We start from the raw sequence: 15,487 nt of genomic DNA, 5'->3' as shown, positions 1-15,487 counted from the left end.
GATCAGAACGGGGGTTCATCCATGCCACCGCCGAAGTCAGACTGTGGAGCGGAACCCCACGGGTCGTCGGACGGAGCGGACTGGTTGGCAGAGCCACCACCGAAGGAATTATTGGATCCACCGAAGCTGTCGCCGCCGAAGGAGCCACCTCCCCGCGTCGCCTTCGTCACCTTAGCGGTGGCGTAGCGGAGGGAGGGACCAATTTCGTCGACTTCCAGCTCGATAACGCTGCGCTTCTCTCCCTCACGGGTTTCATAGGAGCGCTGACGCAGACGACCTTGCACGATGACGCGAGAGCCACGAGTCAGGGACTCGGCGACATGCTCGGCGGCATCACGCCAGATGCTGCAGCGTAGGAACAGTGCTTCGCCGTCCTCCCACTGGTTAGTTTGGGAGTTGAAGCGACGTGGCGTGGAGGCCACGGTGAAGTTAGCCACGGCGGCACCCGAGGGGGTGAAGCGCAGTTCAGGGTCTGCGGTGAGGTTTCCCACCACCGTGATCGTAGTTTCGCCAGCCATAATTCCTCCTACGATGATGTGCGTTAGTCAGCAGCCGAGGCTTACTGATCAGCGCGCAGCACCTTGGTGCGTAGAACGCTTTCATTCAGGGTGAGCAGTCGGTCAAGCTCCTGAACCGTTGCCGGCTCGCAGTTCAAATCGACTACCGCGTAGATGCCTTCCGAGTTCTTCTTGATCTCGTAGGCAAGACGGCGCTTGCCCCACACATCGACCTTGTCAACCTTGCCGCCTTCTTCACGGACCACGTTCAGCAACGTGTCCAGGGACGGGGCAATGGTGCGCTCGTCGAGAGTGGGATCAAAAATGACCATCATTTCGTATTGACGCACGGACCTCATCACCTCCTATGGACTAGTAAGAATCGGCCACGGCCTTTCCGTGGCAGGAGGGTTCGTTGCGTCTGCAACTGCACCAGTCTAGCAGGAGAAATGGCTCCCCTCCTAACGGAGAAGAGCCATTCTTCCGGGACACGGTGTGTTTTGTTTGGAATTATGCCCACTCTGGGCTAACAGGTGCGTCGAGCCGGCGGCCCGCCGGGGTTGCGGCAGGGGTATCAGGCCGGGCAGCCGGACTGCGGTGCGGCAGCCGTGCACGCGCCTGGGCGGCCCTCCTCACGCTAGCTCATCCGGCGGCGGGTTAGCGCCACAACACTCCTCCGTCGTCCTCCAGATTGTCCTCATTCGGGTGATGCGTGGTGGTGGTGGGCGGTGCGAACGGATTCTCCACGCCTGGCAGACCGGGGATGGTCGGGCGGGTGACGGAGGTGCGGTTCGAGTCGCTAGGCTCGCGGCGCGGCCGCTTCTTCTTCTTGTCCTTCTCGTTCTCGGAGGATTCGGACGGCGTGTAGTAGCTGTAGCCCGGGCGGCCGGCTTGGCCGTCAATGGCACCAGGGGCCGGGAAGTATTTGAACTGTTCGCCTTGCAAGGCGCCGTCCATGGTTCTCTTCCAGATGTCGGAGGGCAGGGTAGAACCCCAGACTGCTGCTCCCCCACTGGTTTCCAGGGCGGTGCCATTTTGGGTGCCCACCCACACGGCAGTGGAGGCCTGTGGGGTGTAGCCCACCATCCAGGCGTCTCGGTTCTTGCCGGTGTTGTCCAGCTGCACGGTTCCCGTCTTGGCGGCGGAGGGGCGTCCTCCAGCTAGGCCGTGGCCGTTGGAGTAGCTGGCGATGGGTTCCAGTGCGGAGGTGACGTTGTCGGCTACGACTTCCTTGACGCGTCGCTCGCCGGACTGCTGGTCGTGCTGGTAGACGGTGCGGCCTTCACCACCGTTGGCGATGGCCTCCTTCACGAAGAACGGTTCGTGGTAGATACCGCGGGCGGCAAAGGTGGCGTAGGCGGAGGCCATGTCGAAGGGGCGGACGGGGTAGGCACCCAGGGTGATGCCGCCTTCCACGTAGCCGTCCTTATTCTGGAGGGTCTTGCCGTATCCGGGGATTTCGCGGGGGATCCCGGCTTTGTAGGACATGGCGCGCACGTCGCGGGGGCCGTTCTTGAGATCCATCATCAGCCGGTAGTAGCTGGTGTTCAGCGACATGACGGTGGCGGAGGCGATAGTGCAGGTTCCACAGCTCGTGCCCTCCGAGTTTTCGATGGTGATGCGTCCCATCTTGTAGGGGGCGGAGGAGTACATCTTGCTGAGCGGAATGTTTTGATCCAGACCGGCGGCCAGGGTGAACACCTTGAAGGAGGAGCCGGTCATCTGCGGGGCGTAGGCGTAGTCAAAGTCGCCGGCTTGGGCGCCACCGTAGTAGGCCAGCACACCACCGGTTTGCGGATCGATGGTGACAGCGGCGGCCCGCATCTGTTTGGGCTGGCCCTTCAAGGTGTCCTGGACGGCCTTGATGACGGCCTCTTGGGCGTCGGGCGAGATAGTGGTGATGATGCGGAGACCTTCGGAGGTGACGGTTTGTTCGTCAAATCCGTGGTCGGCCAGCTCCCGCATAATCTGCGCCTTGAGGATGCCGTTGGGGCCGGAGAGGCGGTTGTCGAGGGTGCGGTTCTTGTTTTCGGGGATGGTCTTGGGGAAGTCCATCTTGGCGACTTCCTCGCGGGTGAGCCAGCCTTCCTGCAGCATGCCTCGCACCACGTACTTCCAGCGATTTTCGGAGGCTACGGGGTTGATGCGGGGGTCTAGGTTGGAGGGCTGTTGAATGAGCCCGGCCAGCATGGCGGACTGAGAGGAGGTGAGTTCCTGGACGGGCTTGCCGAAGTAGGTTTGAGCGGCAGTATCAACACCGTAGGCGCCGCGGCCGAAGTAGATGGTGTTGAGGTAGGCCGTCATGATGTCTTGCTTCGACCACTGGTTAGCCATCTTCATGGAGATGACGAGTTCTTTGAACTTGCGCCAGTAGGAGCGTTCGTTACCAACCAGTGCGTTCTTGACGTACTGCTGGGTGATGGTGGAGCCACCACCGGCGTCGGCGTGGCCAGTGAGTTGGCCGAGCGCGGCACGGCCGAAACCGCTGACGGAGAAGCCCTTGTTCGTCATAAACTCCCGGTCTTCGGCAGCCATGGTGGCGTGGCGGAGGTGTTCGGGAATTTGGGCGGCGTCAACTTCTCGCCGGTTTCCTGCTTCGGGGATGATGTTGCCGAGGACGGTCTTGCCGTCACTGGCGACGAGGGTGACGCGTTGTGCAGTGGGGATGTCTCCGGGGGCGGGGACCCGCACGAAGATGTACATGAGGACGAAGAAGATGACGCTGGCCACGATGGCGGTAAGGAGGAGCAGGCCGATCCATTTGAAGATGCCGGCGACGACGCTCTTGGGGGTGGTCTTCTTCGGGGGGCGGGGGGCTTTGGGGCGGCGGGTCTTCTTGGGGGCTCCACCGCTTGAAGGGGCGCCGCTGCGGCCGGCTGCAGTTGCCCGGCCGGCCACCGTACCCCGAGTTGCTCCGCCACGGGCAGCATTGCCACGGCTGGGTGCGCTGCGGCTGGGTGTGCTGCGGGAAGCGGGTGCGGGACGGGTTCCCTCAGCTTGGAGAGATTCGACAGAGATACGACGGGCGCGCTGTTGCGAGCCTCCGGAGGTTTGGCGGGCAGGTTGGCCGGCGCCTTGCTGTGGGTGGGCGTCGCGTTTGTTTCCGGCTTTGCGGCTCAAGTCCTTGGCAAGCAGGGAGGCTTTACCTTGTGTGGCAGCCCAGGTGTCGCCAACACGATCCCCGAAGCTTCGGGGGGCGCCATGTCGTCCCATGCGGTGTGCCCTCTCTTGCGGCGAAAGTTGTACAACATCCCATCTTATAGGCACTTTCCATTCTGTACGACTATCTCAACCTGCATAGGGGGTGACAAGCCCCACGTGGGGGATGTGGTGGGTGGAGTCGGGGGACGCTGTGGGAGGTGACGGCTGCGGGTGCAGATGGGGGAAAACGTCGCCAAAGTCATTGTCGAGGATATATCGGCTCGATATAGTGGTTGTTAGCTTTGGGGCTATTATTCCCGCTCCTGCTAATGTTCTGGCTAGCAGCAACCACGTCGCCCCCCAGCGACGCCATCACCGCGCACGACCTGTGGAAAGGAGAACACAGTGCTCGACATTGCAGTACTTGGACTCCTCGACATTGAGCCCATGCACGGCTACCAGATCCGCAAAGTGCTCACCGAAATGTCGGGCACTGTCCGCGGCTTCTCCTATGGTTCGCTTTACCCAGTACTGAACAGGCTCGAGACGAATGGCCTTATTAAGTCTCCTCTGGAAGACCCCGTCGTTACGCTGACGCGCCGCAAGGCGAAGAAGGTGTATCGGCTCACAGAGGTTGGCCGCCAGCATTTCCTCGAGCTACTCAGCGACATCACCCCTACCAGTTTTAGCGACGAAGACTTCGGCATACGCCTGGCCTTCTTTCACAAAACCCCCGCAGCGGCACGCCGCCGCCTGCTGGAAGGGCGCCGCCGCCTGCTCGAAGAACGACGCGACCACCTCCTCAGCGTGATACACGGCAGGGTCACTCCACCCATCAACCCCACCAACCCGCTGTCCCCGTACAGCCAGGGGTTGAACGAGCTGGCCCTCGAATCCACGCAACGCGAGATCTCCTGGGTCAACTCACTTATCCAAGCGGAAGACGAAGACGGCGCCTAGCGTTACCACTGCTGCACGAGGCCCAACACCCCCCGCCGCGTGCTTTCCGGCGCACCCTGCCGCCCACCACTGCGGCAGCGCCCGGTTCCCCGGGCACCGTCACCACTCCTCCACTTGGTTTCCATCCACCGTGAAGAGGGGTAGCACCCGCTACCCAACCGCAAGGAGTAAATAGTGACTGACAATAAGATTCGCGTCGCCATCGTCGGTGTTGGCAACTGCGCGTCCTCCCTGGTGCAGGGCGTGGAATTCTACAAAGACGCCAAGCCCACCGACCGCGTCCCCGGCCTCATGCACGTCGTCTTCGGCACGTACCACATCAACGACATTGAGTGGTCCGCCGCCTTCGACATTGACAAGGACAAGGTCGGCCTCGACCTGGCCGACGCCATCTGGGCCGGCCAGAACTGCACCATCAAGTTCTCTGACGTTCCCGAAACCGGCGTGAAGGTCCAGCGTGGCCACACCTACGACGGCTTCGGCAAGTACTACCGCACCGTCACCGAGGAATCCCCTGCAGAACCCGTCGACGTTGTACAGGTTCTCAAGGACACCAAGACCGACGTCCTCATCTCCTACCTGCCGGTGGGCTCCGAAAAAGCCGACAAGTTCTATGCCCAGTGCGCCATCGACGCCGGCGTCGCCTTTGTCAACGCCCTACCCGTCTTTATCGCCTCTGACCCCGAGTGGGCCCAGAAGTTTGCCAACGCTGGCGTGCCGATTGTCGGTGACGACATCAAGTCCCAGGTGGGCGCTACCATTACCCACCGCGTCATAGCCCGCCTCTTCGAGGAGCGCGGCGTGCGCCTGGACCGCACCTCGCAGCTGAACGTGGGCGGCAACATGGACTTCATGAACATGCTGGAACGCGATCGCCTGGAGTCCAAGAAGGTCTCTAAGACCCGCGCCGTCACCTCCATCGTCCCCCACGAGATGGCCGATCGCGACGTCCACATTGGCCCCTCTGACCACGTGGCCTGGCTGGATGACCGCAAGTGGGCATACGTTCGCTGCGAAGGCACCACCTTCGGTGAAGTTCCGCTGAACCTCGAATACAAGCTGGAAGTGTGGGACTCCCCGAACTCCGCTGGCATCATTATCGACGCCCTGCGTGCCGCCAAGATCGCCATGGATCGTGGCATCGGTGGCCCCGTGTGGGCTCCCTCCTCTTACTTCATGAAGTCTCCCCCGCGCCAGCTGCCGGACGACCGCGCCCGCCGCGCCGTCGAGGACTTCATTGAGAAGGGCGAAGAATGGCCTGCCGACCTCACTGAGGCTTCCGTGTGGCGCGCCGGCGAAGATCCGCTGGAGTGGAAGGCCTAACCACCAGCTGTCAGCGCATCAAGCACCAGCTTGTGGAGCCTTCCCCTAGCGGGTAACGCAGTGCGTTTCCGCACATAACGGAAGAAGTCACATAGTGGCGGGTGAGAGAGTTTCTCTCACCCGCCACTGCTTGTTATGGGTTGTTATGGAGTTAGAGGCACACAGGCGTGCTGCTGGGTCTAGTGGGCCAGGCCGAATTTGAGGAGACCCACCTTAGCCTCCCAGCTAGCGTTGGCTTCCACCATGGTCGCCATCTGCTGTTTGAACATGGGCGGCAGAATAGCGAGCGGGGAATCCCCCAGCACATAGTGCACGTGGCGGGCGATGGTATTGCCTTGCGGATCCTTGTCAGCTCCCGGAGGGAAGAGAATGAGCCAGTGGCGCTTGCCAGCCTTCTCCTTCAGCACATGCTCGAAGAAGTACACCTCGAAGCTTCCCACCGGCAGTCTCTTCGCCAGCGTATACTCTCCGCTGCTCAGCACGTTCTTCGTCTTTCCGAACTCGGTGAAGTGGCTGGGTTGGAAGCGAATGGAGAAAACGTCGCCGGCGGTGCTCATCTTCTTGAAATTGGCGCGGGCTTGGGCCTCGGTGATCCCGTCCTTTTTGGCTTTTGCTTGGAAAAGGCGGGTGACCTCCGGGCTGGTGGAGTCGGTGATAAGGTCCATGGACTCCCAGCCCTTAGCACTCATCCACGGTGCCAGGTTTTTGGCATTGATAGCGGCATGGTGGTTTTCCTGCACATCCATGACGAGCAGCTCGTCCAGGATCTGCTGACGCAGTTGGGCGATCTCCGCGGCGGTAAATGCAGGGGCGGTAACGGTGCCGGCCGGTCCTGCAGGTGCAGCGTTAAGCGGCGCAGCAGTGGCCGGGGTGACAGCGATACCCAGAGTGAGGGCGGCCGCCAGCAGGCCAGTGGTGATGCGATGGTGGCGCATAGGTACTCCTTTACAGGGTTAGCGGGGATAGGAGGTGACGGTGCCGAGGATAAGGGCGCTGGTGATGAGTTCAGCGCCGATACATGGTCGGTTCACGGTGTCTTCCTGGTGTAGTTGATCTAGAAGTGCGAGGGTTCTCGCGGACACCGGAGTGAGGCAGAGGAGCGGACGCTTCCATCCAGTAAAACTAAGGCTAGCCTAAGTTATTTCCTCAAGAGAGACAAAATGGTGTTCACACTGAAACTGCTAAATGCAAGAAACAGCCTCCGGATATGGAGGCCGTTTCTGCGGGAGTAGCTTGCGTGCAACTACTTACTTATGTAATTACTACTGTAGCGCATGCGCTTTACATGCGCACCTTTTTCTCAGGTTTCTAGACCGATCTAGAATCTGATACTTACTCGGCTTGCGTTACGAAAATCCAGATTTTTTTACCACTGGAAATAGTGAACCCTGCAATTCCAATCTTTGACATAGCACGTTGGAAAAGTGAATCACCTGCATTAATATCGCGAAAAGTGGCCAGTGGACCTTTCCAGGATGGAGCGATTGCCACATATTGCCGGTATTTTTTACCAGTGATTGTGGCGCTTGCCACATTTACTCCAAGTGGTAAACGAGAGAACTCATACACCCCCCGTTCAGGGGTAGTACTGTTTTCTTTGAGGTACTGTTCAAGGAAAAAATGAAGAGTATTAGCAAGCATCTGCTCCTCCGAACCACCCCGCACCGTCACCGGAATACCGTGATACGTATACGCCGCCTGTAGTGCAGTCACCCGCCACGGCACCAACAGTTGGTTCTCAACACCCTTGGAAAACAATCGACCGCTATTCCGCTTCGCGTCAATGCCCTCCAAACCGCTCTCAGAATTACTGTTCGGAGAACCCGACCCCTCCACCTTCGCGGAGCGACGTCCCAAGTCCCACTTCTCGTAACTCGCCCAACGGTCCCCCACCGACAGGAACGTACTGCGCACCACAAACACTAAATACTGGCGACCCAACCCAGCCAACTCACCACCGGACACCCCCACCTCCGAGGACGTGGAATCGTAGAGGATTTCCCCCAACGACACCCCCTTAAGAGCAGCATCGACATTCGCATAACGCGGAGCATCCACCACAAAAGTCCAGTAGCACTTCTCTCGGTGGCCCAAGAGCGCTACCCCATGATCCCGCTTCACACACGTATTGGTGATGCGGTTAATCCACGGGTACAGCGCATACCGAGATACCGCATAGCGAGTGTGGTCCTTGATCGCTGCGGCAGCCACATCTGCAATATCCTGGGCTTGCCGGTTAAACACCACGGGGTGCAACCCAACCCGGGCACGCCGCTGATTGAGCGCCTCAATGCGGGGAACACGCACTGCCAGATTGTGGTGCGCCACCTCCTGTACTTCGGACACATCCACACCCTGGTAGACGTCCTGCCGCTCACGCAGTGCGGCAATAGTATGCCGCAGTTGCGCAGGGGAAGCGACGTAGCTATCCACCCCGGCCACGTTAAGGTCACCCTTGTCCTCACCGGGAGATTCCTCCGGTGACGGTGAGGTGGGCGGCACCGGCGGATCCTGCGGGTCGTTCACCACAGAGAAGGGCACACTCGGTGCAGGCACAGCCTCATTCGACACAGGCGCGGCCTGGGATGACACGCTTGCCGGCCCCAACAACAGACCAGCCCCGAGGGCGAGGGACGACACACCTGCCGTCACCTTCCGTAGAAAAACACGGGTGGGGGATACGGATACGGGCAGTGATGTTGTCATAGTGTCTCCCTCACTGACTCGGGGCTGCGCTGAGACAGCAAGGTACTTATTTAGTGAACAGGCTGAACTGCGAAGGGCGCTTCGGAATGTTACGGAGGTTGGAGCGAGCCATCGACATGACCTCGCCAAAACCACCATTGAGCACCTGCTTCGACATGGCGGTAGCGAAGCCCTGCATCTGCTCCAGAGTGATCTTCGGCGGCATGGACAGCGCGTTCGGGTCCGTCACCACGTCAATAACGCAGGGGCCGGGGCGCTCCATCTCCGCAGCAAACACGCTCTCCAGCTGGGCTGGATCCTCCACTCGCACGGAGCGAATACCAAGAGCCTCGCCCACGGCGGCGTAGTTCACGGACTCGGCGTCGGTGGCGAAGTCTGGCAGGCCAGCCACCAACATCTCCAGCTTCACCATGCCCAAGGAGGAGTTATTGAAGACAACGACCTTCACCGGCAGGTTGTAGTTCTTGATGGTGATGAGGTCACCCATCAGCATGGACAGGCCACCGTCACCACACATGGCAATAACCGGACGGTCCGGACGGTACGTACCCACCCCAATCGCGTGCGGCAGTGCATTCGCCATCGACCCGTGCAGGAAGGAGCCGATCACGCGACGCTTCCCATTGGGAGTGATGTAGCGGGCAGCCCACACGTTGCACATGCCAGTGTCGACAGTAAAGACCGCATCCTCGGGAGCCGCCTCGTCCAATTTCACCGCAGCATACTCAGGGTGAATGGGCTTCGCCTTGGTGACGTCGCGGGTATAGGCACCCACCACCTTGCTCATGCGGTGCTCCTGACGCTTCAGCATATCGTCCAGGAAGCCGCGGTCAGTCTTGTTGTTGACCAGCGGGTTGAGTAGCTTGAGGGTTTCACTAACATCGCCGTGTACGGCAATATCCAGGCGGGTGCGGCGACCCAAGCGGGCGGCGTCAATCTCGATCTGGGCAGTCCGCACATTGGCAGGCAGGAACTGCTGGTAGGGGAAGTCGGTACCAATAAGAATGAGCAGGTCGGCGTCTTCCATGGCGTCCTGGCAGGCACCATAGCCGAGCAGGCCGGACATACCCACGTCGTAGGGGTTATCCCACTGAATAACTTCCTTGCCGCGCAGGGAGTGGCCCACCGGCGCCTTCGCCAGCTCAGCGAGTTCCATGACGGCGTCGTGGGCGCCACGGGCGCCTGCACCCACGAAGAGGGTGACCTTGCGAGCATCGTTGATGGCGTCGGCCAGGGACCGCACATCCTCGATGGCCGGCACAATGTGGGCCGGGTTAGGGCTAGTGATGGTGTCGGGCAGGTTGCCTTCGACTTCGGTGTCGGCGACGTCACCGGGCAAGGTCAGCACGGCGACACCCGGGCCGGAGAGGGACTGCTGAATAGCGGAGCGAGTGACACGCGGCACCTGTTCGCTGGTGGACAGCATCTCGGAGAACACCGAGCACTCGTCGAAAATGCGATCCGGGTGGGTCTCCTGGAAGAACTGGGTACCAATCTGGGAGGAGGGGATGTGGGAGGCGATAGCCAGCACCGGCAGGTGGGAGCGGTTGGCATCGAAGAGGCCGTTGATGAGGTGCAGGTTGCCCGGGCCACAGGAACCGGCACAGACAGCAAGCTTACCGGTGATTTCTGCTTCGGCAGCGGCGGCGAAGGCGGCGGTTTCTTCGTGCCGGACGTGAATCCAACTGATGTGCTTGGAGCGTCGAACAGCATCGACGACGGGGTTGAGGGAGTCGCCTACGATGCCGTAGATGTGGCGGACGCCAGCTTCTTCGAGCTGATGCACCAAATGTTCTGCAACTGTAGCCATTGTTCTTCTTTCTGTGCCTCGGTGGAGGCCGGTAAGCGGGCAGAGGCGTTCTGTATTGTGTGTGCCGTTCACTGTGCGGGGGGTGTGCACAGGACTGGCATGTACTCCTCTCAACCGAAACCCGTTACGGAAATATTCCCCGTCCCCGCCCCGCATGCGTCCCAATGTGGTATTTGGCAACCGGGCGACGGTAAAAAACGGGGGCGCGGCAACTACCACGCCCCTGTTTCAACAGGTCAGTTCACTGCTATGTGACTTTTCGGTACCAGATTGCCAAGGCGATGAACACCACCGCGGCAACAAGAAAAATTATCGCGGCGCCCGTCAACGCCGCCCCTGTCCCCTGTACCAGCGCCATCACCAGGGTGAGCAGTGCCAGGATGGTGATGGTGCCGACAATGCCCATAGCCAGTTCCAGCCGCTGCATGGTACCGCGCTGCCGGCGGCCGGGGTCGGAGACGCGCCCGCGGCGCGCGTAGCCCGCCATACTGATCCTCCTATGCCTTCACGCCACCGGAGGTGAGGCCGGCAATGATCTTCCGCTGGAAGATCAGCACCATAATGACCAAGGGGACGGTCACAATAGCGCCCGCCGCCATCACCGTGGCGTAGGGGTAGTCGAAGGCGTTGCCGCCTGTGAACCGGGCGATGGCCACTGTCACCGGCTCCGTGTGCAGAGTAGACAGCTGCTGAGCCAACAGGAACTCGTTCCACGCCATAATAAAGGCCAGGATGGCGGTGGTGAAGATCGCCGGGGCGGCCAACGGCAACATAATCGTGCGGAAGGCCTTGCCGCGGGAGCAGCCGTCCACCCGGGCAGCCTCCTCTAACTCCCACGGCAGCTCATCGACGAAGCTGGTGAGAGTGAAGATGGTGAGCGGCAGCGCAAAGGAAATATTGGGGATGATGAGTGCCCAGTAGGAGCCACGCAGCCCAATGTCGGTGAACAGCTGGAAGAGCGGCGTCACCAGCGCGATGCTGGGGAACATGGAGGCACCCATAATGACGCCCAACACCACATACTTGCCGCGGAAGTCATAGCGCGACAACGCGTAGGCGGCGAACACACCCACCGCTACCGCAATGAGCGTGGTGACGGCGGAGATGATGAGGCTGTTGCCGATGGCGCGCAGGAAGTTGTTACCGAAGTCGGTGGAGAGGGCTTCCTTGAAGTTGTCGAGGGTGAGGTGGGTGGGCCAGGGGGTGGTGGAGAAGGTGTAGTCCTTCTCCCGGAAGGCCGTCACCAGCATCCAGTAGAAGGGCAGCAGACCCCACAGCATGATGATGACCGCCAACACATAGATGCCGATGGAGCCGGCGTGGGGGCGGCGGTTGCGTTTCGCCGGGCGAGGTGCCGGCTCGCGGGCCGGCTGGGTGGCGAGCTGTACCGGTGGGCGCTGCGAGAGCGGCTTCACCGATAGGTCGTTGCGGTAAGCATCGGTAGCCATCAGTTAGTCCTCCTCTGCGACGACAGAATCCGGCTGTTTGTTGAGTCTGGCCCCCAGCACCTTTACGAAGAAGAGGGCGATGAGGAAGATGAGCAGGAAGATCAGTGTGGACAGCGCGGAGGCGGCGTTCACTTGGTCTTGCCGGATAGCGGCCACCACCAGCTGAGACACGGTGGCGGTGGGGGAATCTGGGTTGGGGCCCACCATGATGTAGGGCAGGTCGTACATGCGGAGGGCGTCCAGCATGCGGAAGAGGACCGCCACCACGATGCTACCTTTGGCGAGCGGCAGAGTGATGCGGGTAAAGCGTTGCCAGGCGTTGGCGCCGTCCACGCGGGCCGCCTCGTAGAGTTCCTTGGGGATCATTTGTAGCCCAGCGAGGATGAGGAGCGCCATAAAGGGGGTGGTTTTCCACACGTCTGCCAGGATGATGGAGAATCTGGCCGCCCATGGGTCAGTCTGCCAGGCGATAGTGGTGTGGAAGAGGGAGTTGATGATGCCCTGTTCCGCGAAGAGGAATGCCCACAGTTTGGCGGTGATGGCGGTGGGAATGGCCCAGGGGACGAGCACGGCAGCGCGCAGCAAACCGCGACCCCGGAAGTTCTGCGCCATGACGAGCGCCATGCCGATGCCGATGATGGTCTCTAGCAGCACCGTCACGATGGTGAAGAAGAGGGTGTTGCCGAGGGCAGGCCAGAAGTCGTTGGCGAGGGTGCCAGGCGGGCAGCCGACGGTAGCGCTGCCCGTGGAGCAGCTGTGGGTGAGCCAGTAGCCGTAGTTCTGGAGGCCGATAAAGCCACCCGGGTAGAAGAAGCCATCGTGCCGGTTGAGGACAGGGTCCGATTTGAAGGAGAGGACGACACCGCTGAGCAGCGGGTAGAGGATGATGACACCGATGAGGACGAGGGCGGGGGTGAGGAGGGCGGCAACCTTTCCGCGGGCGGAGGGGCGCTTGTGGTGCGTCTGGCCGTCGGCGGTAAGCTGCTGGTCCCTCCGGCGCTCGGTGGTGCTGTTTTTCGTCTTGACCGCGCTCATCAGTGTTCCGCCACTTCGATTGCACTGGTCATGTCTTCGCTGGCTTGGACGACGGTTTTACGTCCGAAGAGGGCTGCGTAGACATTGTCCTGGATGGCTTTGGAGATGGCCGGGTAGAAGGGGCTAACCGGGCGGGGTACCGCGTTTTCCAGGGCTGTTTTGAGGACCGGCAGGTAGGGGTAGTTCTTGATGAGGGACTTGTCGTCGTAGATGGAAGTAAGGACTGGAGGGAAGGAGTTCTGGGCGAAGCTCAGCTGGTTCTCCCGGTTTTCGATGAAGGCAATGAAGTCCCGGGCGGTGGCTTTGTGTTCCGAGTAGACGTTGATGGCGTTGTTGTAACCGCCCAGGGTGGAGGCACCCACCCCGTCTTTGCCCACCAACGGGGCTACCGCGAACTTACCTTTGACTTTGGAGTCGTCCGAGGTGCGGGCATTCTCGTACATGTAGGGCCAGTTGATGGCAAAGAGGGCTTCCCCGTTGACGAAGGCCAGGTTGGTTTGCTCTTCGGTGAAGGAGACGGCGCGTTTGGCGATGACGCCGCTCTGGTAGGCGTCGACGAGAGTTTGGATGCCGGCGCGGGAGGAGTCGGAGGTGACGGTGGGGGTGAATCCGTCGGCCCCGACGATCTGCCCGCCCCACCCGTTAATGAAGATGGAGGTGTTAACAGTGAGTCCTTCGTACTGCTTCAGCTGGGTGACGAGGCAGTCCAGCTTGTGCTTTTTGGCAATGGAGCAGTCCTGGGTGAGTTCGTCCCAGGTGGAGGGTGGGTTTTTGATGAGGTCGCTGCGGTAGAAGAGCAGTTGGCCATTGGTGTTTTGGGGGGCGGCATAGACGGTACCGGAATAGGTGGCGGATTCCACCGTGGCCGGTAGTAGTTTCGTCATGTCAATGGCCATTGTGCCTTCCAGGGGCTGAAGCCATTGGTGAGCGGCAAAGCTGGCGGTGTCGATGACGTCGAGGGCCATGACATCGAATTCTCCGGAGTGGGCTTGCAGGGATTGCACGAGGGTGTCACGCTGCGAGTCGGCTTCGCCGGCGAGTTCATGGAGGTTGACGCGTTCGGTGGGATGGGCGGCATTCCAGCGTTGCACGACGGGGCGCAAGTTGGCGATGTCGTTTTTGCCCATGGCGAAGGTGATGGGTCCGCGCTCGTCGAGGTTTTTTTGGGCGGCGCGAGTGGCGTCATTGAAGGAGTTGCTGGAGCATCCGGTGACGGCGAGAATGGCGGCAGCACCGAGTGCGGCAAGCTGTAGGGGCCGGTAGCGGTGCTGGTGGGGGTGGTGACAGTGGAGGTGGCTCATGCGTCTGCCTCCTCAGTGGACGTCGGTGCAGCCTCCGGAGCGGTGGACTCCGCCGCATCTGCTGTGGTGTCTACGGTGACGTCGGGGACGCTGTCGGCAGGGGTAGCTGCGGTTACGGGGGCGGTGGCGGCGATGTCGTCCCAGAGCGTCACCCCAGACTCGTCATCGGCAAAGAAGTAGAGGTCCTCCGGGGTAATGGTGATGCGCACCAGGTCTCCGCGGGCGGGCAAGTTCTGCCAGTCCACGGCGGCGGTGATGCGCTGCTCAGATACCTGCTCGCCTGCCGCATTAGCCAGGTGGCCGTGGCCGATGGCCTGGGATCCCAGTTCTTCGACCAGATCCACCCGCATGTAGAGGGTGCAGCCGTCGGCGGCCTCCACAACACCGTCACCGGCAACAACACCCTCCACCCGCTCGGGGCGGAAACCCACCAATACGGACGTTGTGGGCACCCCCGCCGGGATACGATCCGGCAGCGGAATGGGCGTCTCCCCCACCCACGCAGACGCACCCCGCACCGGGGCAGTGAGAATGTTCATCGACGGAGACCCAATGAAGCCCGCCACAAAAGCATTGGCCGGATGGTCGAAGAGGTTGCGGGGCGTATCCACCTGCTGCAGCTGCCCGGCGCAGAGTACTGCCACCCGGTCGCCCATCGTCATGGCCTCCACCTGGTCGTGGGTGACGTAAACGGTGGTGGTGCCGAGGCGCTGCTGCAGTTCGGCGATCTGGGCACGGGTGTGAACGCGCAAGCGGGCGTCCAAGTTGGAGAGCGGCTCGTCCATAAGAAAAACACGCGGGGAGCGCACAATAGCCCGCCCCATGGCAACACGCTGCCGTTGGCCACCGGACAGCGCCTTAGGCTTACGGTCGAGGTAGTCAGTGAGATCCAGCAGACGGGCGGCTTCCTCCACGCGCTGGCGAATCTCCTTTTTATCTACCTTGGCGAGCTTCAACGCGAAGCCCATATTCTCGGCCACCGTCATGTGCGGGTAGAGAGCATAGTTTTGAAAAACCATGGCGATGTCGCGGTCTTTCGGATCGGCTAGGGTGACATCATCGTCACCAATCCAAACCTTTCCAGAGTCTACAAACTCCAAACCGGCCAGCATGCGCAGAGTGGTCGATTTGCCGCAGCCGGAAGGGCCGACGAGTACCAGGAATTCACCGTCACGAATATCCAGGCAAAGATTGTCAACGCTAGGCTTAGCGGCTCCGGGATAGATACAAGTGGCGTGATCGAAGGTCACAGATGCCATGTGTCAT

12 protein-coding genes and 1 pseudogene are annotated in these 15,487 nt (G+C 61.0%); 2 read left to right on the top strand and 11 right to left on the bottom strand.

The features are described from left to right. Positions 1-2: 2 nt before the first annotated feature. From IY73_RS04860 to IY73_RS04850, 3 genes are all read right to left on the bottom strand, one after another. Positions 3-518: a single-stranded DNA-binding protein gene (locus tag IY73_RS04860; protein WP_053962104.1), complete on the bottom strand. Its 516-nt coding sequence runs from the start codon at positions 516-518 to the stop codon at positions 3-5. A 41-nt stretch (positions 519-559) separates the two neighbouring features. Beyond that, the gene (gene rpsF, locus IY73_RS04855) at positions 560-847 is read right to left on the bottom strand and encodes a 30S ribosomal protein S6 (RefSeq protein ID WP_053962706.1); all 288 of its coding nucleotides are present in this window, start codon (positions 845-847) and stop codon (positions 560-562) included. Between the two features lie 307 nt (positions 848-1,154). Further along, a complete protein-coding gene (locus IY73_RS04850) occupies positions 1,155-3,710 on the bottom strand; it encodes a transglycosylase domain-containing protein (RefSeq protein ID WP_053962103.1) in 2,556 nt (851 codons plus the stop codon). Positions 3,711-4,043: 333 nt separating this feature from the next. Between IY73_RS04850 and IY73_RS04845 the strand changes: the two genes are divergently transcribed. Together IY73_RS04845 and IY73_RS04840 are read left to right on the top strand one after the other, a co-directional pair. Continuing rightward, on the top strand, positions 4,044-4,598 hold the full coding sequence (locus IY73_RS04845) for a PadR family transcriptional regulator (protein WP_053962102.1): 555 nt from the start codon (positions 4,044-4,046) through the stop codon (positions 4,596-4,598). 174 nt (positions 4,599-4,772) lie between these two features. Beyond that, positions 4,773-5,837, top strand: a pseudogene (locus IY73_RS04840) (inositol-3-phosphate synthase); the annotation flags it as partial. Positions 5,838-6,100: 263 nt separating this feature from the next. Here IY73_RS04840 and IY73_RS04835 read toward each other — a convergent pair. The 8 genes from IY73_RS04835 to IY73_RS04800 form a co-directional block, all read right to left on the bottom strand. Beyond that, positions 6,101-6,856, bottom strand: a complete 756-nt coding sequence (locus IY73_RS04835; RefSeq protein WP_053962101.1) for a hypothetical protein — start codon at positions 6,854-6,856, stop codon at positions 6,101-6,103. 397 nt (positions 6,857-7,253) lie between these two features. After that, positions 7,254-8,627 (bottom strand): hypothetical protein, encoded by a 1,374-nt coding sequence (locus IY73_RS04830; RefSeq protein ID WP_148565058.1) that lies wholly within the window; start codon positions 8,625-8,627, stop codon positions 7,254-7,256. Between the two features lie 46 nt (positions 8,628-8,673). Then, positions 8,674-10,437 (bottom strand): pyruvate dehydrogenase, encoded by a 1,764-nt coding sequence (locus tag IY73_RS04825; RefSeq protein WP_053978984.1) that lies wholly within the window; start codon positions 10,435-10,437, stop codon positions 8,674-8,676. Positions 10,438-10,684: 247 nt separating this feature from the next. Then, positions 10,685-10,924 carry a hypothetical protein gene (locus IY73_RS04820; RefSeq protein ID WP_053978983.1) on the bottom strand — a complete coding sequence of 80 codons (240 nt, stop codon included), beginning with the start codon at positions 10,922-10,924 and terminating at the stop codon, positions 10,685-10,687. A gap of 10 nt (positions 10,925-10,934) precedes the next feature. After that, positions 10,935-11,717, bottom strand: a complete 783-nt coding sequence (locus IY73_RS04815) for a carbohydrate ABC transporter permease (protein WP_053962705.1) — start codon at positions 11,715-11,717, stop codon at positions 10,935-10,937. Positions 11,718-11,888: 171 nt separating this feature from the next. Next, complete coding sequence (locus IY73_RS04810) at positions 11,889-12,920, bottom strand: carbohydrate ABC transporter permease (protein WP_053962097.1); 1,032 nt, start codon at positions 12,918-12,920, stop codon at positions 11,889-11,891. Then, positions 12,920-14,221, bottom strand: a complete 1,302-nt coding sequence (locus IY73_RS04805; protein ID WP_053962096.1) for an ABC transporter substrate-binding protein — start codon at positions 14,219-14,221, stop codon at positions 12,920-12,922. The genes IY73_RS04810 and IY73_RS04805 overlap by 1 nt, the downstream gene beginning before the upstream one ends. Beyond that, entirely contained in the window at positions 14,218-15,480 is a 1,263-nt protein-coding gene (locus tag IY73_RS04800) for an ABC transporter ATP-binding protein (RefSeq protein ID WP_082346577.1), read from the bottom strand. Before IY73_RS04800 ends, IY73_RS04805 begins: the two co-directional genes overlap by 4 nt. Positions 15,481-15,487 lie beyond the last annotated feature (7 nt).

The sequence above is a fragment of the Lawsonella clevelandensis genome, assembly GCF_001293125.1.
GTDB classification, from domain to species: Bacteria; Actinomycetota; Actinomycetes; order Mycobacteriales; family Mycobacteriaceae; genus Lawsonella; species Lawsonella clevelandensis.
Note: the sequence above shows the minus strand (reverse complement) of the source record. Positions and strands in the feature narration are given on the sequence as shown.